Source organism: Kitasatospora sp. NPDC058492 (genome assembly GCF_042720685.1).
In the GTDB taxonomy this organism is placed as follows: Bacteria; Actinomycetota; Actinomycetes; order Streptomycetales; family Streptomycetaceae; genus Kitasatospora.
In genome coordinates this window covers 114,131-139,147 of sequence record NZ_JBHXMU010000012.1, presented here as the reverse complement: position 1 = coordinate 139,147, position 25,017 = coordinate 114,131, and the positions used below count along the sequence as shown (strand labels likewise).

General features: G+C 75.2%; 16 protein-coding genes. 4 read left to right on the top strand and 12 right to left on the bottom strand.

All coding sequences use genetic code 11. The features are described 5' to 3' along the window. Positions 1–31 precede the first annotated feature (31 nt). From ACFWPI_RS11375 to ACFWPI_RS11360, 4 genes are all read right to left on the bottom strand, one after another. Positions 32–2,182 carry an AAA family ATPase gene (locus ACFWPI_RS11375; protein WP_380371038.1) on the bottom strand — a complete coding sequence of 717 codons (2,151 nt, stop codon included), beginning with the start codon at positions 2,180–2,182 and terminating at the stop codon, positions 32–34. Next, positions 2,179–2,940 (bottom strand): DUF4255 domain-containing protein, encoded by a 762-nt coding sequence (locus tag ACFWPI_RS11370; RefSeq protein WP_380371040.1) that lies wholly within the window; start codon positions 2,938–2,940, stop codon positions 2,179–2,181. Before ACFWPI_RS11370 ends, ACFWPI_RS11375 begins: the two co-directional genes overlap by 4 nt. Then, entirely contained in the window at positions 2,937–6,140 is a 3,204-nt protein-coding gene (locus tag ACFWPI_RS11365) for a hypothetical protein (protein ID WP_380371175.1), read from the bottom strand. Before ACFWPI_RS11365 ends, ACFWPI_RS11370 begins: the two co-directional genes overlap by 4 nt. A 203-nt stretch (positions 6,141–6,343) precedes the next feature. Beyond that, a complete protein-coding gene (locus ACFWPI_RS11360; protein WP_380371178.1) occupies positions 6,344–7,069 on the bottom strand; it encodes a LuxR C-terminal-related transcriptional regulator in 726 nt (241 codons plus the stop codon). A 238-nt stretch (positions 7,070–7,307) separates the two neighbouring features. Here ACFWPI_RS11360 and ACFWPI_RS11355 point away from each other — a divergent pair, with 238 nt between their 5' ends. Continuing rightward, entirely contained in the window at positions 7,308–8,624 is a 1,317-nt protein-coding gene (locus tag ACFWPI_RS11355; protein WP_380371042.1) for a hydrolytic protein, read from the top strand. 501 nt (positions 8,625–9,125) lie between these two features. Here the strand turns inward: ACFWPI_RS11355 and ACFWPI_RS11350 are convergent. From ACFWPI_RS11350 to ACFWPI_RS11335, 4 genes are all read right to left on the bottom strand, one after another. After that, complete coding sequence (locus ACFWPI_RS11350; RefSeq protein WP_380371045.1) at positions 9,126–10,553, bottom strand: RtcB family protein; 1,428 nt, start codon at positions 10,551–10,553, stop codon at positions 9,126–9,128. A gap of 99 nt (positions 10,554–10,652) precedes the next feature. Continuing rightward, on the bottom strand, positions 10,653–11,108 hold the full coding sequence (locus tag ACFWPI_RS11345; protein WP_380371048.1) for an archease: 456 nt from the start codon (positions 11,106–11,108) through the stop codon (positions 10,653–10,655). 81 nt (positions 11,109–11,189) lie between these two features. Beyond that, on the bottom strand, positions 11,190–12,494 hold the full coding sequence (locus tag ACFWPI_RS11340) for a styrene monooxygenase/indole monooxygenase family protein (protein ID WP_380371050.1): 1,305 nt from the start codon (positions 12,492–12,494) through the stop codon (positions 11,190–11,192). 76 nt (positions 12,495–12,570) lie between these two features. Then, a complete protein-coding gene (locus ACFWPI_RS11335) occupies positions 12,571–13,323 on the bottom strand; it encodes a thioesterase II family protein (protein ID WP_063346019.1) in 753 nt (250 codons plus the stop codon). Positions 13,324–13,552: 229 nt separating this feature from the next. Here ACFWPI_RS11335 and ACFWPI_RS11330 point away from each other — a divergent pair, with 229 nt between their 5' ends. Further along, positions 13,553–14,503: an SDR family NAD(P)-dependent oxidoreductase gene (locus ACFWPI_RS11330; RefSeq protein ID WP_380371053.1), complete on the top strand. Its 951-nt coding sequence runs from the start codon at positions 13,553–13,555 to the stop codon at positions 14,501–14,503. 94 nt (positions 14,504–14,597) lie between these two features. Here the strand turns inward: ACFWPI_RS11330 and ACFWPI_RS11325 are convergent, their stop codons facing one another. Further along, positions 14,598–15,284 (bottom strand): AAA family ATPase, encoded by a 687-nt coding sequence (locus ACFWPI_RS11325; protein ID WP_380371056.1) that lies wholly within the window; start codon positions 15,282–15,284, stop codon positions 14,598–14,600. Between the two features lie 175 nt (positions 15,285–15,459). On the opposite strand from ACFWPI_RS11325, the gene ACFWPI_RS11320 reads away from it, so the two are divergent. Together ACFWPI_RS11320 and ACFWPI_RS11315 are read left to right on the top strand one after the other, a co-directional pair. After that, entirely contained in the window at positions 15,460–17,001 is a 1,542-nt protein-coding gene (locus ACFWPI_RS11320) for an AMP-binding protein (protein ID WP_380371059.1), read from the top strand. 151 nt (positions 17,002–17,152) lie between these two features. Next, the gene (locus ACFWPI_RS11315) at positions 17,153–17,332 is read left to right on the top strand and encodes a hypothetical protein (RefSeq protein WP_363373094.1); all 180 of its coding nucleotides are present in this window, start codon (positions 17,153–17,155) and stop codon (positions 17,330–17,332) included. A 31-nt stretch (positions 17,333–17,363) separates the two neighbouring features. Here the strand turns inward: ACFWPI_RS11315 and ACFWPI_RS11310 are convergent, their stop codons facing one another. The 3 genes from ACFWPI_RS11310 to ACFWPI_RS11300 form a co-directional block, all read right to left on the bottom strand. Beyond that, entirely contained in the window at positions 17,364–18,353 is a 990-nt protein-coding gene (locus ACFWPI_RS11310; protein WP_208869032.1) for an ABC transporter ATP-binding protein, read from the bottom strand. Between the two features lie 151 nt (positions 18,354–18,504). Continuing rightward, on the bottom strand, positions 18,505–21,315 hold the full coding sequence (locus tag ACFWPI_RS11305; RefSeq protein WP_380371064.1) for a hypothetical protein: 2,811 nt from the start codon (positions 21,313–21,315) through the stop codon (positions 18,505–18,507). Beyond that, on the bottom strand, positions 21,312–24,677 hold the full coding sequence (locus tag ACFWPI_RS11300) for an FtsX-like permease family protein (RefSeq protein WP_380371066.1): 3,366 nt from the start codon (positions 24,675–24,677) through the stop codon (positions 21,312–21,314). Before ACFWPI_RS11300 ends, ACFWPI_RS11305 begins: the two co-directional genes overlap by 4 nt. Positions 24,678–25,017 lie beyond the last annotated feature (340 nt).

Here is a 25,017-nt window from a genome sequence, read left to right as displayed (position 1 = left end):
ACCGCCGCCCGGCGCCCGCCCGGCCGCGCGCTCAGGCCCGCCCGGTGCCCCCGGAGGCACGCGACCACGGCCCGAACTCGCTCTCCAGGACCAGCCGACCGAGCTTGCGGTACTCCCGCTCGACCGCGAACACCAGCTCCGCCATGCCCAGCGGGCGGCCCGTCTCGGCGGCCAGGTAGGCCGCGGTCACCGCGCAGGCCCGGATGGAGCCGCCGGCGAGCTCGAAGTGCCGTGCGCAGAACGCCAGGTCGAGGTCGTCGCCGCGGGGGATCCGCGGGCCCAGGCAGCGTTCCCACAGGGCGTGCCGCTGTTCCTCGTCCGGCACCGGGAACTCCGCGATGACGTCCAGCCGCCGGGTGAACGCCTCGTCGAGGTTGGCGCGCAGGTTGGTCGTCAGCACGGCGATCCCGTCGAAGGACTCCATCCGCTGCAACAGGTACGCCGACTCCACGTTGGCGTGGCGGTCGTGGGCGTCCTTGACCTGCGACCGCTTGCCGAAGATCGCGTCGGCCTCGTCGAACAGCAGGACGGCGTTCACGTGCGAGGCCTCGGTGAAGATCCGCTCCAGGTTCTTCTCCGTCTCGCCGATGTACTTGTCCACGACGGTGGACAGGTCCACGACGTACAGCTCCATGCCGAGTTCGGCGGCGACCACCTCGGCCGACATGGTCTTGCCGGTGCCGGACTCCCCCGCGAACAGTGCGATCACCCCGCGCCCGCGCCCTCCGCCCGGCCGCATCCGCCACTGGCCGAGCACCTGGTCGCGGTGCCTGGCGCGCAGCGCGAGTTCGTGCAGCTGGCGCGCGGTGGGCTCGGGCAGCACCAGGTCGTCCCACCCGACGGCGGGCTCGATCCGGCGGGCGAGGCGGGCGAGCCCCGCCCCGTTCTGCGCCCGTACGGCGGCCCGCAGGTCGTCGGCGGTCACCGGGCGGTGTTCGGCGGCGGCCGTCCTGGTGGCGACCCCGGCGGCCCGGGCCACCTGGTCCTCGTCCAGCTGGTACGGGGCGACGGCCTCGGCCAACTCGGGTCTCAGCACTCCCTCGTACGGCCCTTCCGCGGCGCCTTCCCCGGGTTCGCCCGAAGGCTCACCCGCGGGCTCGTGCGAAGCCCCGCCCAGCGCGTGCGCCCAGCGTTCGGCGCGCTGCGCCGGGTCCAGCGGCGGGGCCACGAGCACCACCGGGCTCTCCTGCGCCCACGTCGGATCCCACGGGCGCGACCCGTGCACGAGCAGCGGCACCTCGGCGAGTTCCGCGCACAGCTCGCGCAACAGCCCGGCCCGCTCCGGGCGTTCGGGTTCGAGCCGCTCCAGCGGGCCCAGCACCACACCGCTGCCGCTCAGCCGCGCCTCCCGGGCGAGCGCCCGGACCACGGCCTCAGGGGGGCGGGCGGCGAGCGCGGTGACGTCGACGACCAGGGCCCGGCGGCCGAGGCCCGCGAGGGCGTCGACCGCGAGCCGTCCGGCGTTGCCGCCCCGGTCCAGCAGGTGCACCAGTCCGCCGCCGTTGGCCACGGTGGCGCGCAGCCGGCGCGCGGCCTGCGGCGGGGTGCCGGTGCCGGACCGGCCGACGCGGACCAGCCCGCGCAGCGCGCCGTCGGGTTCGTCCGAGCCGAGCAGATGGGCCGTCACCCGGTCGGGCAGGCGCAGGCCCCGGGAGAGCAGCGGGCGCTCCGGTTCGGTGATCTCCAGCAGGCCGCCGGCGATCAGCGGGGCCTGGGCGGTGAAGCGGAACCGGCCGGCGCCCGCCCCGGACCGCCCGCACAGTTCGAGCGCGAGCCCGATGGTCGGCCGGCGCAGGGTCAGGTCGTCGTTGAGGTACCCGTAGAGCCGTTCGAAGCGGGTGTCGAGGTCGGGGGCGAGTGCCACCAGCAGGAGTTCGAGGTCCAGCGGGAGCAGTCCGAAGCCGTCGACGAGCCGTTCGGTCCTCGATCCGGGCGGTGGCGGCGGCGGTTCCCCGAGGTCGGCGCCGGCCCGGCCCGTCGCGGCGGGCGCCGCGAGGATCCGTTCCGCCGCCTCCGGGGTGAGGTACTGGCCCCGGTACGGGTCGTCCGGGTCCGGGTCGTCGGCCCTGCGCTCGCGGACGGCGGCCCGGATCCGCTGTTCGAGGCGGCTCAGCCCCTCCCACAGGTCGTCCAGGTCGGCGGCGGGCCCGCTGGTGGCCGCCGGTTCCAGGTCGAGGGTCATCGCGGCGCACCGCCGCGCCGTCTGCGGCCGGGCGGCAGCCGGCGTTCCCGGGGCGCGGCGAAGCCGTCCGCGCCGGGGTCCGTGCCGCCCTCGTAGCGCAGCCGGCGGCCCGGATCGGCCGGGTCGACCGAGTCGGCTGTGGCCTCCGGGTCGTCCTCGTCGCTCCCGCCGCCCTCGCCGTCCTTGCCGCTCCTGTCGACGGCGCGCAGCACGAGCCCGTCGGTGACCGGGGGCCCCACCGGGGCACGCTGGCCGGACAGCGGGGCGAGCACCCTGAGGTCGATCGAGGGTTTCAGCTCGCCGCCGAGGGCCGACCACACGTCGGACACCGACGGCATGCCCTCGCCGCGCCCGGCGGTCTCCAGCCCGACGGTGAGCCCGAGTTCGGCGAGCGTGCCGGTGAGCAGGCGGGCGGGCAGCGCGTCGGTGGCCGTCAGGCAGCGGAGCACCTCCGACAGCAGCCGGTGCTCGTCCTGGGCCCGGTTGGTCCACGCCGTCACCAGGTAGGCCAGTTCGAACCAGCGGGGCGCGCTGCGCCAGGCCACGACCACGCCGTCGGCGTCGTGCTGCTCGGCGGCGCCGGCCTGGCGGCGGGACACGTCCTCGCGGATGCCGTAGAGGAAGACGCTGACGGTGGGGGCGTTGCGCCGGGCGGCCCAGTCCCGGGTGGGCGAGTCGAAGACCAGCTCGATCCCGCGTTCCTGGAGGCCGCTCTCGACGAGCAGGAGGCGCAGCGCCTCGTCGACTTCGTGGATCACCGCCGCTGCACCTCCCCCGGCGGGCCGACGCTGCCGACCACCACGAGGAAGGGGGTGGTCACCGGGGAGAAGCCGGGGCCGCTCGCGGTGATGGTCCGGGGGCCGGTCTCGTCCTTGGCGAGGATGAGCAGCTGGCCCGCGAAGGTGCCGTCGGCCTTGGGGATGGTGGGCGCCGCGGCGGCGGTGATGCCGGGCGTCCAGGTGAGGGTCACCGGGGTGCCGGGCGGGAAGTCCAGGCCGCGGACGGAGGTCACGAAGCCGGGCTTGCCGATCGGCGGCACCGCGACGATGCGGGGCTGGAGGATGCGCAGCGGGGTCCGCGCGACGTGGTCGCCCGGGGTGGCGTCCGTGCCGGTGGTGGTCAGGACGGAGGTGATGGTGGTGTCCAGGGTCGCCTCGGGGGCGAGCACCACCTGGACGACGGCGCTGCCGCCCGGGGGCAGGTCGGCCACGTCGCAGACGCCGCCGGTGCAGCCGGGGGGCATCGGCCCGGTGGGGACGCCGGCGGGCAGGCCGAGCGAGACGCGCAGTCCGGTGGCGAGGGCCTGGCCGTCGTTGCGCACGGTGTAGGTGACGGTGACCTTGCCTCCGACGTATCCGGGGTTCGGCTGGGCGCCGACCGTCACGGCCGGTCCGGCCTTCGGCGCGGGCGGCGCCGGCTGCGGCGCGGGGGCCGGGGCCGGGGCGGGCGGCGGTGGCGGGGCCGGCGGTGAGGAGACGGGCGGTGTCGGGGTCGGGGTCTGGGTCGGGGTCTGGGTCGGCGAGGCAGTCGGGGTCGGGGTCGGGGTCGGAGACGGGCTCGGGGACGGCGACGCGGCCTGGACGGGTACGACCGTCTGCGCGATGTTGTCCTCGGGCTTCGGGTCGACCACCGCCCCGGTGACCCACCAGCCGAACCGCTGGTCGCCGGCCACGGTGCCGACGACGGTGGCGGTCACCTGGACGACCGCGCCCGGGGCCAGGGTGCCGAGTTCGCACCGGAGGGCGTCGGCGGCGCAGGTGCCGGCCGTGGCCTTGAGCCCGGTGAGCCGGGCGCCCGTCGGCACGGACGCGGTGAGCGCGGTGCCGGGCGAGGGCGCCGGGCCGTGGTTGGTGACGGTGATGGCCACGGTGGTGGAGTCCCCGATCTGCATCGGGATGGTGGCGGCCGGCGCGCTCAGCGACAGGTCGACGGACTGCTGGACGCTCGGCTCCTTCTGCCGCCCCGGCAGCCTGGAGTTGACGGAGGTGAGCCGACCGGTCGCGAAGTCGTAGCTCTGCAGCGCCTCCGGCGAGTTCGCCGGCAGGGCCCGGCGGGAGGTCAGCACCAGTTGCCCGCCGTCCGCCGTCCAGGCGACGTCGCGGGGCTGGAACGGGCCGGTGGCGGAGGTGTCCGGCAGCGGGCGGCGGCAGGCGTTCCGGTCCTGGCTCAGTCCGGCGGGCAGGATCACCGTGCAGCCGTCGCCGGTCGCCGAGCTGACGAGGACTCCGTTCTGCTGGTTGAGCCCGCCGTCGCCGGTCTTGCGGTTGAAGGCGACGCGCCGGCCGTCGGGCGAGAACGCGGGGCTGTCGTCGATGACGTCGCAGGCGCCCGGGCAGGCCCTGCGGCTGAGGTCGGTGGGCCGGTCGAGGGCGTTGGCGGGCACGGTCCACACGTGCTTGTTGCCGCCGTTGCCGTTGATGACCTCGGTCCTGGTGTAGGCGATCAGTTTGCCGTCCGGGGACCAGGAGGGTTGGGCCAGGGAGGCGGCCGGCTGGTTGTCGGTCGGTTCGACGGTGCCGACGATCGCGCCGGTCGACACGTCCGCGATCAGCACCCGTCCGGAGCCGGAGGCCGTCCCGACGCCGCCGGGCGAGGTCCTGGTGAAGGCCATCAGGCGGCCGTCGGGCGAGAGCTCCGGGTCGGTGTCCCAGTCCTTCGGCCCGCGCCCGGCGAGGTTCATCGGCTTCGGGTCGGAGCCGTCAACACCGGTCTGCCAGATCCGTTCGATCCGGCCGGCGGGCGAGTCCTCGAAGCGGGTCAGCACGATCCGCCGGCCGTCCGGCGTGTAGGTCTGCCGTTCGAACCACGGGTCGTAGCCGGGGCGGGGGTTGAACAGGGGGTCGGCCGCGGGGTCGGTGTTGGTGTCGGCGGCCGGGTCCTCCCGGAGCACGCTGACGCCCAGGTCGCGCGGGTCCGCTCCGTCGGGGCGGATGTCCGACAGGTCGGCCACGTTGGGCGTGTCGGCGCTGTTGCGGTCCACGACGGGCCCGCCGCCCTTCTGGGGGCCGAGCCAGACCGGTGTGCGGACGGCGCGGTCCTCGCTCGCCACCAGTTCGGCTCCGCCGCAGAAGCAGGTCAGGGCGCGGTACACGTTCTCGTACGGCGTCGGGTCGGCGTTGAGCCGGTTGGGGCTGAGGAAGAGCACGCCGCTGCCGTCGGGCAGCCAACCGGCGGACCTGGTCCGCCAGTCGCCGCCGATGCCGGGGAAGAACGCCCGGTCGTTGGTGCCCTCGGGCGAGATCACCCGCAGCTGCGGCCCGGTCTGGCCGGCCTGGTCCCAGGTGTAGACGATCTGGTCGCGGAGGTCGGGGGCGTCCACCGGGTTCCACGCCGGTTCGACGGCGTTGCCGGCGGTCACCGCGGTGATCCGCCGCGCCGCGCCGCCGGCCAGCGGCATGACGTAGACCTGGGTGTGCGCCGGGTCCACGTCGCAGGTGTACGCGACCCACTTGCCGTCGGGCGAGACCGTCGGGTGCGCCTCGGAGTCCGCGGTGTCGGTCAGCCTGCGCAGGCCGGTGCCGTCGGTGTTGACCACCCAGAGGTCCCGCTGGGTCTGCCCGTTGCGTCCGCCGGGCTCCACCGCGTCGAACACGACGGTCCTGCCGTCCGGGGCGAGCGTCGGCTCCGCGGTGTCCATGCCGGTGGTGAGCCGGCGCACCGCGCCCGACGCCTCGCGCAGGTAGACCTGGGGCAGCGGGCCGTCCCGCAGGCTGGTGAACACCAACTGGTCGCCGCGCGCGGAGGGTTCGGTGTCGAAGTGGACGGGGCCGGGCCCGAACAGCGACGCGCTCGACGTCGGCCCGGTCAGCCGCGCCAGGCTGCGGTGGCCGGTGCCGGCGTAGACGATCCGTCCGCTCTCCTCCGCGGCCCCGGCGGCCACCGGGGCGGCGCCTCTCCCGTCGCCGTCGGAGTTCGCGGTGCCCAGCGTCACCACGGCCACGGCCAGGGACAGCAACATCGCGACGGCGGCTCGCGCCGAGCGCCGCAGGGGGCGGGGAGTGCCGGTGGCGCCGATCACGCTCAACCTCACAGACCGAGAAGGCGGTACGTCCGGCAGTCTCCCCGGCCCGGGCGCGCGGGCGACAGGCCCCTGGCACCCGAGCCGGGGGTAGCGACCGGTGCCCCTGAGGGCAATCCGGCGCCGACGCTCCGGCGGCGTCCTCAGATGAGGCCGTGGCGCATCGCGTACCCGACGGCGTGGGCCCGGTTGCGCAGTCCCAGCCGGGTGGTGATCTCGTGCAGCACGTTCTTGACCGTGCGTTCGGAGTACGAGGTCTCGGCCGCTATCTCACTGGTGTCGAGGCCGTCGGCGACCAGCCGGAGCATCTCCGCCTCGCGCGCGGTCAGGGTCGACAGGGTCAGGCCGCGCGGGTCGAGCATGGTGCGCTGGAGGCTGCCGACCCGGTCGAGCAGCTTGCCGAGGAGGTCCCCGGGCATGACGCCCTCGCCGTTGGCCAGGGCGGTGATGAGGTGGACGAGCCGGTCCTGGTCGGCGTCCGAGCGGCGCAGCACGGCGCCGACGCCGCATTCGATGATGGTCTGCAGGCCGCCGGCCTCGAAGTGGCCCACGACCAGCCCGGTCCGGCTCTGCGTGTTGAGGCGGAGCCGGCGCAGCCGGTCGGTCACGGCGTCGTTCAGCCCGTCGACCACCATCAGGGAGACCTGGGCGCGCGCGACGTCGCCTTCGGCGAGCAGTTCCACCTCCGGCCGCTGCCTCAGCTGCTGGACGACGCCCGTGTGCAGGATGATGTCCTCCGCATACACCGCCACCTGGACCCGGCCCGGCTTCACGTTCACGCGCACCGTGGCGGGTTCGGCCGATCCACGCGGTCGGGCCTGGACGGACCTGGTCGCCCCGACGGCCTCATGGGTGGTGGTTTCGATCATCGTCATCCAACTGTTCCGTTCTGCTTCGTCTGCGTCACCGGACGCATGGTGAGGACGGCCGGGCGCCATGTCATGGCGTCGGCCGCGGGTGTTGCCGGGGGGCGGGGTGGGGAGCGTTGGCTGGGGGCGGGGCATCGGCCCCGGGCAGGGCCCGGTTGTTCCCGCGGGCAAGGGGTGTGCCCGCGGCTTGCCCGCGGGGCTCTCTCCTGGGGGTGTCCTCCGGTCCTACCGTCACGGCATGACCGCATCCGCCGAACTCGGCCTTCCCGCGCTGACGGTGTCGCCCGGAGACGTGGCCACGACGACCCTGACGGTACGCAACGACACCGATATCGTTGAGGCGTACTCGCTGGAGGTGGTCGGGGCCTGCGCTTCGTGGACGACGGTCGAGCCGGCCCGTCTCTCGCTCTTCCCGGGGACGTCCGAGACGGTGACGATTCGGCTCGCCCCGGCCCGCTCGCACGAGGTGCGGGCGGGTGAGTTCCCGCTCGGCATCCGGGTGTTGCCCGCCGAGCGCCCCGAGCTGGTGACCGTGCCGGAGACGACCGTCACCGTGACGCCGTTCCGGGAGCTGCGCGCCGCGCTCGCTCCCCGGCGCCGCCGGGGCTGGCTCCGCGCCCGCTACCGGACGTCGGTGCGCAACCTCGGGAACACGGCGGCCGTCGTGACGTTCGCCCCGGCGCAGCCCGGCGAGGACGTGCGCTTCGGGTTCGCCCCGGAGCGGCTGCGACTCGCACCGGGCGAGTCCGCCGAGACCCGGCTGCGGGTGCGCGCGCGCAAGTTGATCTGGTTCGGCAAGCCGGCCACCTGGCCCTTCGAGGTCACCGTCGGCCAGGAGGGCGAGGCCGCCAAGCCGGACGGCCCGCAGCCGGCCGAGCGGCAGCACGTGCTGGAGGGCGAGTTCGTCCAGCACGCGCTGCTGCCCAAGTGGCTGCTCGCGCTCATCGCGGCGCTGATCGCGCTGGTGCTGGCCTGGCTCACGCTGGTCCGGCCGGCGGTGCGCAGTTCCGCGAAGCAGGCCGCCGACAAGGCCGTCGAGCAGAAGGCCGCCTCGTTCACCCCGGCCCCCGTCGCGGCCCCGCCGGCCCCAACCCCCGGGGCGACGCCGAGCGGTCAGGGGCAGCAGGGCGGCGCTGCGGGCGGCGGATCCGGCGGTGGTTCGGGCGGCGGCTCCGGCCGCTCGGTCCCGGGGACGGAGCAGCAGTTCTCCACGACGGTCGACGTGACCACCAACACCGGCGGCTCCGCGGTGGGCGCCTACCGGGTGGACCACGGCAAGGTCTTCCGCATCACCGACATCGTCGCCGCCAACTTCCAGGGCGACCAGGGGCTGTTGACCATCAAGTTCGGCGAGCAGACGATCACGACCATCGCCTTGGAGACCTTCCGTAACCAGGACTATCACTGGGTGACTCCCATCGAGGTCCCCGAGGACCAGACGGTGACGGCGAGCGTGGTCTGCCAGCAGCCGGGTACACCCGCCTCGGGGAAGCAGGCCACCCAGTGCCACGAACTGCTGAACGTCAGTGGGCAGTTGAGCGATATCAAGCGCTGAAACCGCACCTCTCCCTCACTTCTCTTTCACACCATGCACCTGTCAATGGAGTGCGACATTACCGGCGGGTTCAGTAGTCGTTTCTAACACCAACCCGGCCTTGATGGGACAGAGAGTGACGTGAGTGACACCCGCCCGGAAGCCCGGCGGACGCCTTAGGGCCCGCCAGGACCGGGCATCCGCCCGAACGGGCAAGCGGAGCGGCCCGTTCGTACAGTGGATCCTGCCCTTTCGCCCATGCCTGACACCTCGTCAATCATGCTGCCCGAAAGCCGGATCGCCAACCGGTCGGTCGGTCAGAAACGGGCGAACAGCCCGTCCGGGTGCCGGTCGACGGCCGTCGGCCCAGCCGGGGGCACCGACTGGCTGTAGCGCTCGGTGAGCGACCGCAGCTCGATCACCGGCCGGTCGCCGTCCCGGTTCCGGTCCCGGCCCCGTCCGCCGGCATCGCCCACGTCCGGTGGGCCCGGGTCCGGTGGGCCCGGGTCCGGTGGGCCCGGGTCAGCCCTTGACCACGCCCAGCGGCACCAGGCGGGCGACCGGCCGGGCCAGCCCGGCGGCCTCGGTGGCCGCGGCCACCGCGTCGACGTCCTTGTACGCCCGGGGAGTCTCCTCCGCCAGCGCCCGCCAGGAGGCCGGCCGCACCGCGATGCCGCGCGCCTCCAGTTCGCCGCGCAACTGCTCGCCGCGCACCGTCCGCAGCGCCTGGTGGCGGCTCCACACCCGCCCGGCCCCGTGGCAGGCGGAGCCGAAGGCCTCGTTGCCGGGCAGCCCGACCATGACGTACGAGGCGGTGCCCATCGTCCCCGGCACCAGCACCGGCTGTCCGGCCCGCAGGAGGTCGGCGGGCAGGCCGGGGTCGCCGGGCGGCAGCGCCCTGGTGGCGCCCTTGCGGTGGACGCACAGCCGCCGCGGCACGCCGTCCACGTCGTGGGTCTCCAGCTTGGCGAGGTTGTGCGACACGTCGTACACCAGCTCCAGGCCGACCCCGAGGGCGGTGGCGAAGGCGCGGCGGGCCGCCTCGGAGAGCAGCTGCCGGTTGGCCCGCCCGTAGTTCGCCGCGGCGACCATGGCGCCCAGGTAGGCGCGGCCGCGCGGCGAGTCGACCGGGGTGCAGGCGAGCTGGCGGTCGGGGAGCTCGATCCGCTGGCGCTGCAGGTCGCGGTCCATGGCGTGGACGTGGTCGGTGCAGATCTGGTGGCCGAGGCCGCGCGAGCCGCAGTGGATCATGACGCACACCTGGCCGGGCCGAAGTCCGAACGCCGCCGCCGTCTCCGGGTCGTCCACCCGGTCGACGGCCTGGACCTCCAGGAAGTGGTTGGCCGAGCCGAGGCTGCCGACCTGCTGCAGGCCGCGCTCGACGGCCCGGGTGCTGACCTCGCCCGGGGCCGCGCCGGCCAGGACGCCGCCGTCCTCGCAGCGCTCCAGGTCGCGCGGCACCCCGTGGCCGTGCTCGACGGCGTAGCGGGCGCCGCCGAGCAGCAGGTCGTCCAGTTCCTCCGGTCCGGACAGCCGCCACAGGCCGCCCCGGCCGAGGCCGCGCGGCACGGTGCGGTCGAGCAGGTCCATCAGGCGGGTGATCCGCTCGGGGTCGAGTTCGTCGCGGTCGACGCCCGCGCCCAGCAGCCGGACCCCGCAGGAGATGTCGAAGCCGACCCCGCCGGGCGAGATCACCCCGCCCTGGTCGACGTCGGTCGCGGCCACCCCGCCGATCGGGAAGCCGTAGCCCCAGTGCACGTCGGGCATCGCGAAGGAGGCGCGGACGATGCCGGGCAGGGCCGCCACGTTGGCCACCTGCTCCAGTGCCTTGTCCCCGGCGGCCTGCGGCAGCAGCGCGCGGCTGGCGAAGACCACGCCCGGCACGCGCATCGGCGGGCGCGGTTCGATCCGCCAGCGGCAGCGGCCCGCCTCGACCAGTGCGATCTCCACTTCGCTCACCCCGTTCCGTGCCCGTTCCGCGTGCCGCGCCCGGTCCGGGCCCGACCCGCTCGGTGTCGCCCCCGGCCCGCTCAGGCGTCGCCGGCCCGCTCAGACGTCCACCGTCACCCGGCAGGTCCAGCCGTCCGGGCCGGCGCGCAGGTCCAGGCCGTGCAGCGAGACGGCCTTCGGCACGGCGCCGACCAGGGCCGCGGTGGCGGCGTCCGCCATCCGGAAGCGGACCTCGACCGTCCGGGCGCCGTCCAGACCGCGGATCGGGCCGAGCGCCAGCCCGGCGGGGAGTTCGCCGTCGGCGTCCATCCGGTAGACGACCTCCTCCAGGACGCCCGCGAGCAGGTCCGCGTCGCTCGCCGCGAGGACGGTGCAGCCGCGCTCGCCGACGATCCGCGCGCCGGAGAGGTCCGCGAAACCGCCCACGACGGCGTGCACCAGCTCGCCGATGCAGCCCTCGACCGTCGGCGCCCAGGCCTCCACCCGCAGGTCCGCCGTGTGCGGCACGGTCCGGTGGCCGCTGCCGGCACGCCCCGCGGGTCCGCGACCGTCCACGAACGACGCCTCCCGCCCCCGTTGACGCTTCCCCCTCCAGCCTCGTCCCGCGGGGCACCCGGAGGCAACCCGGGCCGGACCCTAATCGCGGACCGAGGCGAGGTAGGCGGCGGTCAGGTCGGGGGTGGCCAGCCAGGCGGCGTGGTCGCTCGGCTCCGCGTAGGTGTTGGCGAGCCGGCGGGCGACCGTCTCGTGCTCGGCGGCAGCCGCGAACACGCCCTGCACGTGGTCCGGCACGGTGAGCATCGCGGCGGTGAACTCGACCGCGTGCCGGGCGTGTTGCCGCCAGAAGCGCTCTGCGGTGCGGCACATCCAGTCCGCGGTGTAGGGGGCCTCGCCGTGCTCGACGATCGCCCGCAGGTACGCCTGTGCCGCCCGCGCGGCGCTGTTGGCGCCCTGGCCGGCGATCGGGTCGTTCACCACCACCGCGTCGCCGAGGCCGAGCACGTGGACGGCGTCGACGCCGGTGCCCAGCTCCGCCACCGGCCGCCGCACCACCGGGGTGACGGCGCCGGACAGTCCGGCCCCGGCATCCGTCGGCTCGGCGTCCGCCCACAGCTCCGCCTCCCACGGCAGGTACTCGCGCAACAGGGCGCGCATCCGGGCGAGTTGGGCGTCGGGCGCCGGGGCGTCGCGGAACGCGTCCAGCGGCCCGCCGGGCAGCGCCTCCCACAGCAGGATCGCGCACGGGCCGGAGAGGGTCAGGGCCGGTTGCAGGTACAGCTCGCCCAGACCGGGCAGCGCGTGCATCCGCGCCCGCGGCTCGGTGGCCGGATCCGGCGAGCCCACCCCGTGGACGTACAGGCAGGACAGCGCCCGCTGCGGCCGGTCGAACGGCGAGCGGGCGGCGTCGCGTTCGAAGATCCCGGCCAGTTCGCCGCGCCCGGCCGCGACCACCGTCAGCTCGTGCCGGCGGGCGAGCTCGCGCAGGCCGTCCCGGTCCAGCGAGCGGTACTCGACCCGGCCGCCGCGCTCCTCCAGCAGTTCCAGCCAGCGCGCCAGTTTCAGCCGCTGGTCCACCGACTGGGCGGGCTCGTCGAGCGTCATGGTGAACTCCAGCGCCCGCACCCCGGGCGGCACGGCGAGCACCGACCGGACGGCGCGGACCGCCGGCGCCTCGCCCGCCCACAGGTCCAGCCCGGCCGCCGCCTCGGTCCGCAGCGCCGGTCCGAACATCGCCTGGGTGGACAGCACCCGCCCGCCGCACACCTGCTCGGGGGTGCGCTCGGCGACCAGCGTCACCCGGTAGCCGGCCGCCACCAGCCCCAGCGCGAGCTGCAGGCCGGCCTGGCCCGCTCCGACGACGGCGATCCGGCGCATGGCGGCCTCCAGGGTGGGTGGTCTCGGCTGACGGTGCCGCCGGCGGCTCGGCTGACGGCCCGTCACGCAGGCACAGTAGCCGAGCCGCCGGGGCACGTCACCGGGGCCTCACCGGCACCGGCCACGCCCCGGCGCGGCCGGCTCAGCCGCGCAGGTGCGCGGTGAGCACCTCGACCACGGCCGCGGTCTGGTCCGCCACGTAGAAGTGCCCGCCGGGGAAGACCCGCAGGTCGAAACCGCCGGTGGTGTGCCGGTCCCACTGGGCGGCCTGGTCGACGGTGGCGTTCTGGTCGGTCTCCCCCACCAGCGCGGTGATCGGCTGCGGCACGGTCGCCTCCGGCGCGCAGCGGTACGTCTCGATGGCGGTGTAGTCGGCCCGCAGCGCCGGCAGGATCAGCTCGCGCAGCGCCGGGATGGTGAGGATCCGCTCGTCCGTCCCGCCGAGGCGCACGATCGTGTCGAGCAGCCCGTCGTCCGGCAGCCGGTAGACGGCGGTCTCCCGGGGCAGCGAGGGCGCGCGGCCCGCCGAGACGAACAGCCGCTCGGGCCCCGGGAGACCGTCGCGGGCGAAGCATCGGGCGGTCTCGAAGGCGACGGCCGCGCCCATGCTGTGCCCGAAGAAGGTCAGCGGCCGGTCCGTCCAGTCGCGCAGCTCCCGGTAGAGCTGCTCGGCGAGCTCCAGCACCGAGTCGATCGCCGGTTCGGCGAAGCGGTTCTGACGACCCGGGTACTGGACGGTGAGCACGTCGGCGTAGGGCGCGAGCGCGTTGGCGTACTCCATGTAGTAGCTGGCGGAGCCGCCCGCGTGGGGGAAGATCACGATCCGGGCGGGGGCGGAGTCGGACGGACTGAAGCGGCGGAACCACGGGTTGTCGACGGCGGCACTGCTGGACATGCGGATGCTGACCTCTCTCCGTGACGAACTCTGCTGCGCCCAGTCTCGCAGGGCCCCGCCCGGCGCGGGTCCGAAACCCGGCGGTTCGACGATCTTGAGGCCCGACGGCGGTGACGGCGATCTGTCAGCGATCTGCCGGTCAGGCCTGTGATCGTGGGGCTGTCGGCGCGGCCACGGTCTCGAATCGCGGGTGGCCCGGCAGCCCCGAATACGCCAGGAGGCCATCAGCATGTCGTCCACAACCCGCAACCGGCCGTGGGACGTTCACCGGCCGCCGTCCGCCGCCGGCAGGAGCGTCCTGGTCACCGGGGGCAACGCCGGTATCGGCTACTTCGTCGCCGAGCAGCTCGCCGGGGCGGGCGCCGTGGTCGTGCTCGGCAGCCGGGACGCCGGTCGGGCCGGGGCCGCCATGGCGTCGATCCGCTCCCGAGTCCCCGGCGCCGTGGTGCGCCACCTCCCGCTGGACCTCGCCGACCTGCCCTCCCTGCGGGCTGCCGTGGACGGGCTCGCCCTCGACCACCTCGACGCGGTCGTCCACAACGCCGGGGTCGCGCTGGACGATCCGCCACGCCGGGAGACCGGGGCCGGGCACGAGCTGATGTTCGCGACCAACCACCTCGGGCACGTCGCGCTCACCCGCTGGCTGGCCCCCCTGCTCGCGGCCGCACCGGCGGGCCGCATCGTGACGGTCGGCAGCTTCGCGGCCCGCTCGGAGCGACTGGACCTCGCCGACCTCCAGTCGGCCGTGGACTACCGGCCCAAACACGCCTACGGCCGCTCGAAACTGGCGCAGATGACCTTCGGCCTCGAACTCGACCGACGCCTCCGCGCCGCCGGCAGCACCGTGCTCAGCCTGCTGGCGCACCCCGGCGGCGCACTCGACTCGCTCACCCCGCCCCGCCCGCCGGTCCACACGCGGACCGTCGGCGAAGGACTGCGCGGCCTGCCGGCCGGGCTCCTCCTCCAGGGCAAGGACCACGGCGCGTGGCCGATCGTCCGGGCCGTCCTCGACCCGCAGGCGCAGGGGGGCCAGCTCTGGGGGCCCCGGGTCTTCGGCCTGCGCGGCGCACCCCGCCTCGAACCCGCCCAGCCCCACCTGACCGACCGCACCGTCGCCGGCCACCTCTGGGACGCCACCTGCCGACTCGCCGCCGTGGACCCCCACCTCGGCCTCCTCTGACCACCGTTTCGGCCAGGGGACTTCACCGTTCCCGGTGGCTCAGGCACTGCCCCCGGTCACCGCCTCCGCCGGGGGCCTCACCGGGCCGGGGGCCTCATCGGACCGGGCCGAAGTGGACGGCTGTGGCGCGGGAGCGGGAGGCGGTGTCGAGGAGCAGGACGGACGCCGCTTCCGGGGCCGGGGTCGGCGCGCCGGAGCGCGTGTGGCGGGTGAAGGCGGCGAACAGCTGGTCCAGGCCCCGGTGGTGGCGGGCGAAGACCCGGGCGGAGGCGTGGCGGCCCCGGGCGCGCTGGCCGTCCAGCGCGGTGGCGGCACCGACGTCGAGCAGCACCAGGTGCAGTTGCCGGCCCTGCCGGGCGGCCTCGCGGGCGAGCCAGCGGCGCATCCAGGCGCGGCTGCCGCAGTCGTGCACCAGCAGTGGCCCGCCGCGCCGCACGGAGGAGCGCAGCAGCCGGACGTGCTCCAGCCGGGCCCAGGGCCGGTAGACCGCGTACGGCAGGCGCGCGGGCATGACCGCCTCGCAGGCCTCGTGCACGGCGCGCGGGTCGACGGTCGGCACCGCCCCCGCCCCGGACCAGCGCCGCAGCAGCGTGCTCTTGCCCGCGCCCGGCAGGCCCGACACGACCACGACGGCGTCGGGCGGGTAGCCCACGGTGAATGCCGCCCCCGCGACGCCCCGCAGGTCGAGGACGCCGTGCGGGCGCTCCTCGGCCCCCTGCCCGCCCGGCGCCTCGGCCGTGCCCGTGCTGGTGCTGGTGCTGGTGCCCGTGCTGGTGCCCACGTGTCCCCCGTCCCTGTCCGACGGGGAACCCTAACAACTCCCGGCCCCGGGTACGGCACTCCGGTCCGGCCACGGCAGGACGCCCCGGCAGCGGCCCCTGCCCCCGGGATCCCCCGCGCCGCTGCATCACCGCACCCACCCTAAGCTGACGTCCCATCAGACAGGAGGCCGCAGCATGGCGGAGTCGGGGCCGACGTACACCGGGCTGGTGTTGGCGGGGCTGGAGCGGGATCCGGGGCGGGTGGCGATCCGCTGGGGGGAGGAGGCGCTGACCGCCCGGGAGTGTCTGGACGGGGTGTACCGGACGGCGCGGGCGCTGGCGGGTGCCGGGCTCGGGCGCGGGGACGGGGTGACGGTGCTGGCCGGGAACCGGCCGGAGGCGGTGCTGGTGCGGTTGGCCGCGAACCTGCTGGGCTGCCGGGTCGCGATGCCTCATCCGGACGGCCCGGTCGGGGAGTCGGTGGCGCTGGCCGGGTTCGCCGGGACGTCGGCGCTGGTCTTCGATCCGGCCCGCTGCCGGGCCGCCGCCGAGGGGATCGCGCGGGCGCTGCCCTCGGCGGGCCTGTTCGCGCTGGGGCCGTCGGCGCTCGGGGTGGACCTGCCGGCGTCGGCCGCGTCCTGCTCGCCGGAGCCGCTGACCCCGCGGTTCCGCCCGCAGGACGTGATGGCGGTGCGGTTCACCGGCGGGACGACGGGCCGGCCGAAGGGGGTGCTGCGCCGGTTCGCCCGGCCGCCGCGGCCGGCGCTGCTGTCCGGTTCGACGTTCCTGCTCTGTACGGAGCTGTGCCACGGCGGCGGTACGACCGCGGATCTGGCGCTGGCGGCGGGCGGCACGGTGGTGTTGCAGGAGGCCTTCGCCGCCGAGGCGGTGCTGGCGGCGATCGAGCGGTTCCGCGTCTCCCGGGTGTACCTGCCGCCGCACCTGCTCTACCGCGTGCTGGACCATCCGCTGCTGCGCGCGGCCGACACCGGCAGCCTGCGCCGCGTCACGTACACCGGCTGTCCGCCGTCGCCGCGCCGGTTGGCGGAGGCGACGCGGCGGCTGGGCCGGGTGCTGCACCAGACGTACAGCCTGACGGAGTGCGGGCCGGTGACCAGGCTGGGCCCGGACGAGCACCTGGACCCGCGGCTGCTGGCGACGGCCGGGCGCCCGTTCCCGGACACCGAGGTGCGGATCGTGGACGAGGACGGGACGGTGCTGCCGGCGGGCCGGACCGGGGAGATCTGCGTCCGCACCCCGACGGCGATGGTCGGCTACTGGCGCGACCCCGAGCTGACCGCCCGGGTGCTGCGGGAGGGCTGGCTGCACACCGGCGATCTGGGCAGCCTGGACGCGGCCGGCTATCTGACGGTGGCCGGGCGCCGCCCGATGGCGATCGTGGACGGGCACAACGTCTTCCCCCGGGACGTCGAGGAGCCGCTGCGCGCGCACCCGGAGGTGCGGGAGGCGGTGATGTTCGCGACGGCCGGTCCGGACCGGCTGGAACGGGTGCACGCGGCCGTGGTCACCGGGCCGGGATCGCGGGCGACGGCGGAGGAACTGCGCCGCTGGGCCCGGGAGCGGGTCGGGCCGCGGTGCGCGCCGGACTCCGTCCTGGTGCTGCCGGGTATCCCGCTGACCGGGGCGGGGAAGCCGGACCTCGACGCGCTGCGGGCGTTGGCCACGCCCTCGGAGGGCCGGGCCGTCACCCCTACAGGGGCGCGCGAGGGAGTGTGACGCGCCCTACCGATGCTTCGAGCGCCCGCGCGGGCGACCTCTCGCGCGGCGGACGACGGGAAGAACCGCCTGTGGACACTCGACCGTGCGGACCGAACTGCCGATACAACCCCGGCGGCGTTCCTCCGCACCGTCCCCAGGAGGCACTTCCTTGACCTGGCTACGCGTCCTGACCGCACTCGGAATCCTCGCCGTCGCGGCCAGTGCAGTGCTCGTCTTCGCCCTCTGCACCGCCACCGCCCGGGGCGAGCGCGCCGGTGAGGACGCACCCGACCTGCGCACGGACGCCGAAGGCAGCGGGCTCTTCCAGCGGATGGGCGGCGACAGCTGACGGACCCGCCGGCCGCCGCCCCTCCCCCACGTCAGTGCCCGGCGATGTCGTCCGGACGGACCTCGATGTGGTCGGCCGCGAGGTCGACCGCCACCCGGTGCTCCATCCCGAGCGCCTCCAGGAACTTGACCGGCAGCTGCACCCGCCCGGTGCGGTCCAGCATCACGTACTCGCGCTCGTTGACCGACTCCTCGCCGTGCTCGTCCGTGACGGTGCGGCGCAGCACCTCGCTGCTGGTCCGGCCGTCCCGGATGGCGACCGTGCGGCGCACCTCGCCCGCGACCATCGGGTCGTGGGTGACGATGACGACGGTGGCGCCGAGTTCGCGGTTGACGGTGCGGAAGGACTCGAAGATCACCCCCGCGGTCTCGGAGTCCAGTTCGCCGGTGGGCTCGTCGGCGAGCAGCACCGGCGGGTTGTTGGCCATCGCCACCGCGATCGCGACCCGCTGCTGCTGGCCGCCGGAGAGCTCGTTGGGGCGGCGGTGGGCGAGGTCGCCGATCTCCAGCGCCTCCATCAGCTCGGCCACCCGGTCGGCCTGCTGCTTGGCCCGCCCGGCCCCGGCCCGGCGCCCGCGCAGCTGCATCGGCAGGGCGATGTTCTCGGCGGCGGTGAGGAAGGGCAGCAGGTTGCGGGCGGTCTGCTGCCAGATGAAGCCCACCACCTCCCGCCGGTAGCGCAGCCGCTCCCGGGCGGACATCTCCAGCAGGTCGCAGCCGGCGACGGTGGCGCTTCCGGCGGTCGGCACGTCGAGCCCGGCCAGGATGGTCAGCAGGGTGGACTTGCCGCTGCCGGAGGCACCGACCAGGGCGACCAGGTCGCCCTGCTGGATGGTCAGCTCCAAACCCTGCAACGCCTGGACCTCGACGCCCTCGGCGCTGAAGATCCGCACCAGCCGGTCGCAGACGATGGCCGCGCCCTCGCCGTACGCCTTGGGCGAGGCGGCGGCGAGGGCCCGCTGCCGGAGCTCCTGCAAGCTGGGGGCCTCGGCGACCGGCTGCTCCTGGGGAGTGGTCTTCACCGCTCGTCTCCTGTCTCGACTGTCCTAGAGGTCCTGGCGGTCCTGAAGGTCCTGAAGGTCCTGACGGTCCTGAATATCTCGACGACCTTGACGGTCCCCACTGTTCCGGCGGCCGGCGCCGGTGTCACGGCCCGTACCGCTCCTCCCTCCCTCACCGCTGGTCCCCCGCCCGCAGTTCGGTGGCGATCTGGCGCCGGCCGGAGACGGCCGTCTCCAGGACCACCCCGAGGCAGACCACCAGCGCCAGGCCCGCCGTGGGCAGCAGCACCGGCAGCAGGACGGGGGTCAGCGCGTCGCCGACGTTGGCGCCGACCAGCGCCGACAGGTCGAAGGCCGGCCCGAGCAGTCCGACCGCCGCCAGCGCGACCAGCCCGCCGCCGACGGCCGCCACCAGGGTCTGCGGCAGCGTCTCGGCGATGATCAGCGCCAGCCCCTGCCGGGGCCGCAGGCCCATGGTGCGCAGTCGGGCCAGCAGGGCCGTGCGCTCGGGGGCGGCCCGCACCAGGGTCAGCAGGACGGCGAGCAGGGCGAACCCGGCGCCGGCGGCGCCCGAGTACCAGAACAGGCGTTCCGCGGAGCGCTGCAGCGGGTCGGCGGCGAGCGTGGCGGCCACCTCGTGGCTGCTGCGGACCGTGTACCCGGGGGGCAGCCCGTAGCTGCCCTTGCCGGCGGCCAAGGCCTCGTCCCGGATCAGCTTGGCGAGGCCCGTGGCGGTGGTCAGGCCCTGGTCCAGCAGCAGGTTCCTGACCTGGCCGGCGTCGACGTCGCCGACGGAGAGCCACTTGTTGGTCCGCTTGAGCTCCGGAAGGCGCTCGGAGGCGGGCCCGACGGGCACGACCATGAACGGCTTGCCCGGGTCGGGCAGGGCGGGGGTGCCGGTGACGATGCCGGCGACGGTGGCGCGCAGTTCGCCCCCGTTGGGGGTGCGCAGCCGGGCCGGGCCATCGGTCAGCTGCTTGGACAGGCCGCTGCTGAACAGCGCCGGCACCGGGCTGTCCGGGCCGCCCGGGGTCCCGGCGAGCGCTGCCGGGTCGAACTCGCCCACCCCGAAGGTCCGGGCGATCTCGGCGTAGGCCTTCGGCTCGGCCACCACGAGGATGGCCGCGGTGCGGTCGCCGCCCGTGCCGATGAAGGAGGCCCCGGGCTCGACCCAGACCCCGGTCGCGGCCCGCACGCCGGGCAGTTCGGCGGCAGCCGTGGTGAACGCCTCCGGCAGGGTGGCGTAGACCGGGAGGGAGACGGAGGCGTCGCCGCCGGTGGTGATCCGGGCGGCGCGCAGCCGGACGCTGTCCACGGTGTCGAGCACGGTGGCCCCGAAGCCGGTCGTGGTGACGGCGATCACCAGGGCGAGCAGCGGCAGCGCGGAGGGCCGGCGGCGGCCCGAGCTGTCGCGGGCGGCGCGGGCCAGGCCGAGGAAGCCGATCAGGCCGCGGCCGCGCCCGGCGAGGGCGGCCAGCCAGCCGACCACCAGCGGCTGGATCCGGGCCAGCAGCAGGCCGCCGGTGAGGGCGAGCATCAGCGGGGCGGCCACCAGCAGCGGGTCCAGGCTGTTGCCGGGGGCGACGCCGCGGCGGCGGACCTCGGCCACGGCCGCGGCGGTGACGGCCAGGACGGCGAGTTCGCCGACGAGTCGGCGCCAGCCGGCCACGGCCTTCGGCGGGGACAGCAGTACGGCGGCGCGCGCCGGGAAGGCCAGCACGGCGATCAGGGCGACGGCCAGGGCGGTGAGCAGGGCGTTGCCCCACCGGGGGGTGGGCAGCAGCACCAGGGCGAGGGCCGTTCCGAGCAGGGCGGAGGGCAGCACGGTCGCCGCGCCCTCGCCGAGCAGGCGCAGCAGGATGCCGCCGCGCGAGCCGCCGCGGGCCTGGAGCAGCCGGAGTTCGGCGGTGCGCCGGTCGGCGGTGAGGGCCGCGGCGAGGCACAGCACCACGACGGCCACCCCGGCCACTCCGGCCGGTCCGATCGCGGCCAGCGGGGCCGCGGCGTCGTAGCGGGCGGTGGCCCGGGTGAAGATGTCGGGCAGGAGCGAGGTGACGTGCAGGTCCGGGCGCTTGGTCACGTCGGCGAGGGTGGTGGCGCCGCGCCCGACCAGGAAGGAGCCGACGGTGGCGCGGGTCTCGGCCAGCTGGTCGGCGCGCAGGGCGGCGGAGTCGACGGGCAGCCGCCAGAAGTTCACGCCGCCGTTGCCCCAGAGGATCAGCTGGTGCAGGCCGCTGTCGGTGACGAAACCGGTGGTCGCCCAGTGGAGCTCCGCGCCCTGGCCCTCCAGGCAGGCGCGGGCGGGACAGCCCACGTCGTCCCAGGTCGGGTCGGTGGGGTTGTTGACGCGGTAGAAGCCGACCACGGTGGACCGGGTCCGGCCGGTCAGGTCGCTGCCGTTGTCGACGACGTCACCGAGCTTGACGCCGATGGTCTCGGCGGCCTTCTGGCTGATGATCATCGGCAGGGGTGCGCCCTCGGCCGCGGGGCCCGGCCAGACGCCGTCGGTGAGGGTCACGAGCTCCTTGAGCCCGTGCAGGTACAGCAGGCCGAGCACCGGCGGATGGTCGGAGACACGGGCGTAGCCCTCGTTGAACATCTTGCGCGGGGACTTGGCCCGGCTGCCGTAGAGCTGGCTGGTCTCGGTGAGCGGCAGGTTCCGGCCGATCTCCGCGGTCAGCTTCTGCTGCACGTCGTCGAGGGCGGAGGCCGGGTCGCTCAGGTTCGGCTCGGAGGTGGCCTGCAGGCTGGTCGCGTTGACGCCCTTCTGGTGCACGAAGTCCCGCAGGGCGCTGTCCGCGCCCCGGTCGACGACGCGGGGGAAGGCCGCCGCCATGAACACGGTGACGAAGGCGAGCGCCGCCATGAGCAGGGTGGCCAGCGGCGTCGCGCGCAGCCGGGTGCGGACCCAGGGCGCGGGGCCGTGGGCGGGCGCGGGCTCGGGCGACGGGGTGGGCACGGTGGTGCCGGCCTTGGTGGTCACATCTCCTCCACGTGGCGCAGCCGGGCGGCCACGTCTCGACGGCGGCGTCCGATCAGGAAGGCCGAGAGCAGGGGAACGACGGCGATCGCGGCCGTGAGCAGCAGGGCCTGACCGAACGGCAGCTCGATCAGCGCCCCGGGCGTCGGGCGGCGGGCGGCCGGCGTCAGCACGACGAACGGCACGATCAGGTGGACGAGCAGCGTTCCGAGGCCCAGCCCGACGGCCCCGCCGAGGGCGACCAGGAGGGCCTGTTCGGCGGCCATGGTGCGGGTCACCTGCTTGCGGCGGGCGCCCAGGGCGAGCAGCAGGGCGGAGTCCCGGGAGCGTTCGCGGGCGGAGGCGGCCACGGCGGCGCCGAAGCCGATCGCGGCGAGCACCCCGGTGACGACCGCGATGACCATGAGCGCGCTCTGCGGGGCGGCGCCGACCGGGTCGCCGAGGAGGGCCTCGGCGGCCTCCTCGTAGAGCTGGACGTCCTGGGTGCCGGGGGCGGCGCGCAGGGCGGCGGCGGCCTCCGCGGGGGTCCGGTCGCCGGGGCCGGTGGCGGGCAGCCACCACTCGGCGCGGTTGGGCAGTTCGCCGCCCTGTGCGGCCAGCAGCCGGGCCGTGGTGGAGAGGTCGACCAGGAGCGCGTTGGGGTCGGCCGCCGGCAGGGCGTCGACCACGGCGGTGATCTTGACCGGCAGGACGATCCCGGAGAACGGCACCTTGATGGTGTCGCCGACGGAGCCGCCGACGACCTTCAGGTAGTCGCGGGTGGCGATGCCGGACACGGTGTCCGGCACGCTCGTCCCGGTCGGCTGGAGCACGGCGCGGACCATGTCGCCGAGGCCGTTGGCGAAGCGGTAGCGGATGGTGAACAGGCGGTCGGCGCCGGTCGGTTCGGATCCGAGGACGGCGGCCGGCCCGGGCACCACGTCGCCGACGGCCCGGACGGGGGGCGCCGTCGCCGTCCAGCCGAAGCCGGCCGGCACCTGGACGGCGGTCGCGGGGCCGTCGGCGCTGTCGGAGACGGACAGCCGGTGGACGGTCAGCTCGCCGTTGGACCGGTCGCCGAAGGCGACGATCACGCCGACCACGGTCAACGGCGCGGCGGCCGAGCCGAGCGGGGCGTCGACCAGCGTGGTCAGCGAGGCCGAGACCTTGGCGTCGCCGGTCAGCGGGAGCGTGCCCAGCGAGACCTTGTGGATCATGCCGAAGCGGTCGCGCAGCAGCAACCTGGCCTCCGGGTGAAGCGACGGACGGGTACTGCCGCCGGGCGTCCCGGCCTGCTGCTCCGGCTGCTGGACGGTGACCTCCGCGTCGATCCGCAGCGGGTGGCCGGGCAGTTCCAGGCCGGCCGGCGGCCCGGTGGGGGCGGGTTGGGCGAGCGACCCGAACAGGTCCTCGCGGGTGCGCCCGCCGAGCAGGTCGGCGCGGACCGGGACGCGCTCGGCGAAGGCGGAGGTGTCCACGGCGAGCAGTTGGCCCTTGCCGTTGGGCAGGGACTGGTCCTCGCGCACCACCGGGACGATCCGGTCACCGCCGGGCAGCGCGCCGTAGCGGCCGCCCTGGCCCATCAGGGCGTTGTGCGAGGCGGAGATCCGCAGGCCGCCGAGCGTGTTGAAGGCGGCCTGGTCACGCTGGGAGGCGGTCCAGGTGGCGTGCTGGCCGAGCGCCAGCACGCCGGTGGCCACGGCCATCACGAGCAGCAGCACGGGGCCGGTGGCGCGGGCGGGCCGACGGGCCAGCTGCCAGCCCACCAGGGCCGGGCCGAGGCCGCGGCCGCGGGCGGCCACCCGGGCGCCGAGCCGGGCGGCGAGCGGCAGCAGGCGCAGCACCACCAGGGTGCCGGCGCAGAGCGCCAGGGTCGGGGTGGCCACCAGCAGCAGGTCCACGCCGAGCCGGCCGGAGGAGTCGGTGGACAGCCCACCGCCGTACTGGCTGAGCTGCTGGTAGGCGAGCACGGCCAGGGCGAGCACGACGAGGTCGCCGCCGTTGCGCGCGACGCCGGAGACCAGGGCCTGGCGGCGGCCGGAGCGACTGCGCAGGGCGGCTCCGGCGCCGCGCAGAAGGCTGGGCAGGCTGGCCAGCAGGACGCAGGCGAAGGCGCAGAGCACGGCGATCGGCCAGAGCGACCAGCTGATGCCGGTGTCCAGGGGCACCTGGTGGTCGCTCCCGAAGCCGGCCAGGGCGCGGACCAGGAACGGAGTCAGCAGGGGGGCCAGCAGCGCGGCGGGCAGGGCGAGCAGCAGCGACTCCGTCGCGGTGAAGAAGCCGAGCCGGGCGCCGGAGGCGCCGCGGGCGGCGAGCAGCTCGTTCTCGGCCGTCTGCCGGGTCGCGATCAGGTTGACGACCAGCAGCAGCGCTGCGACGGCGAGCACGGCCAGCTGGAGGGCGCCGATCAGCAGGGTGGTCCGGGCGACCATCATGCTGGAGGACAACTCGCGCAGGATGTCGGGCAGTTCGGTCCTTGAGCCGATGCTGGCGCGGGACTGCAGGTCATCGGCGAGGCCCTGGGCGCGGTCGCCCATGGCCTCCGCCGAGGACTGGCCGATGCCCGTGAAGTCGGCGTCGAGCAGCCAGCTGCGGCTGCTCTGCACCAATCCGGCGGTGGTGAAGGCGCTCTGGTCGACCAGCATCGGGCCGTAGGTGGTGAAGCCGCTGACCTCCACCTCGTGACCACGGACCGGGTCGATGCGCCAGTACGCGTCGGCCGGGTCGACGGCCCGGTAGACGCCGGTGACGCGGACGGTCAGCGGCTTGCCGTCGAGGCGGTCCGCCAGCTGCACATCGGCGGGCAGGGCCTGGTCGGTGAGGCCGAGCCGGGCCAGCATGGTCTGCGGGACGGCGACCTGCGGGGCGGCGGTCTGGACCGGGCCGGAGGCCGCGGCGGGCCACGCGCCGGCGAGCAGGTGGGTCCGGTCTCGGTCGAGGTCGGCGAGGACCGTCAGGTCGGGCTGGGCTCCGGCTCCGGGGACTGCGGACCCGGGGGCGCCGCTGGTCCCGGTAGTGCCGCTGGCGCCGGTAGTGCCGCTGGTCCTGGTAGTGCCGGTAGCGCCGGCGCCGTCCGGCAAGCCGTAGGAGCGGCTGCGCAGCAGGCTGTCGGTGCGCACGGACAGGTCTCCGAAGAGCCTGCCGCGGTAGGCGGCGAGCTCCGCCTCGTCCTTCGCACGCTGGTCGAGCCCGTGTTCGGCGGTCACCACGACCGTGGTCCGGGCGTGGCCTGTCCCCTGGAGCGCCTGCCGCAGACCGGCCTCGCCGACACTGCGGTTGAACGCCACCAGCGCGGTCAGCACGGCCGTGGTGATCAGCACTGCGAGCAGCACGGCGGCAGCCAGCGGCAGTCGCCCACGCAGTCGGCGCACGACGAAGCCGAGCATCAAGTTCCTCCCCGGTCTTTACGTCCCCAGGTTGCGTCCCAGCCCGGTCCATCGATCCGATTTGGTCACAACTCGGCTACGAATAGACACACTTAGGGCACATCGACGCAATGATCACCGGCATTTGATCACCGGATAGCGGACGACTCTGTCAGATTCGATCCAGGAACGGAAGGGACTTGCGCTAACAAGTAAGTAATGAGCAAATTCCTTGCATTGGCAGCTCCCCCACTTCGGGCGCCCGCCAGAATGCCATGAACATTTCATAACTCAGGCTCCACAGCACGCCTTTGGGAACGCCGACCCGCACCCCGGAAATCGCCGCCCGAAACCGTGAACC

What these genes read in the sequence shown, in the direction of transcription:
- ACFWPI_RS11375 (WP_380371038.1), bottom strand. Translation starts at nt 2,182, where the DNA reads ATGACCCTCGACCTGGAACCGGCGGCCACCAGCGGGCCCGCCGCCGAC.
- ACFWPI_RS11365 (WP_380371175.1), bottom strand. Translation starts at nt 6,140, where the DNA reads ATGTTGCTGTCCCTGGCCGTGGCCGTGGTGACGCTGGGCACCGCGAAC.
- ACFWPI_RS11300 (WP_380371066.1), bottom strand. Translation starts at nt 24,677, where the DNA reads ATGCTCGGCTTCGTCGTGCGCCGACTGCGTGGGCGACTGCCGCTGGCT.
- ACFWPI_RS11355 (WP_380371042.1), top strand. Translation starts at nt 7,308, where the DNA reads ATGACCGCATCCGCCGAACTCGGCCTTCCCGCGCTGACGGTGTCGCCC.
- ACFWPI_RS11335 (WP_063346019.1), bottom strand. Translation starts at nt 13,323, where the DNA reads ATGTCCAGCAGTGCCGCCGTCGACAACCCGTGGTTCCGCCGCTTCAGT.
- ACFWPI_RS11330 (WP_380371053.1), top strand. Translation starts at nt 13,553, where the DNA reads ATGTCGTCCACAACCCGCAACCGGCCGTGGGACGTTCACCGGCCGCCG.
- ACFWPI_RS11360 (WP_380371178.1), bottom strand. Translation starts at nt 7,069, where the DNA reads ATGATCGAAACCACCACCCATGAGGCCGTCGGGGCGACCAGGTCCGTC.
- ACFWPI_RS11320 (WP_380371059.1), top strand. Translation starts at nt 15,460, where the DNA reads ATGGCGGAGTCGGGGCCGACGTACACCGGGCTGGTGTTGGCGGGGCTG.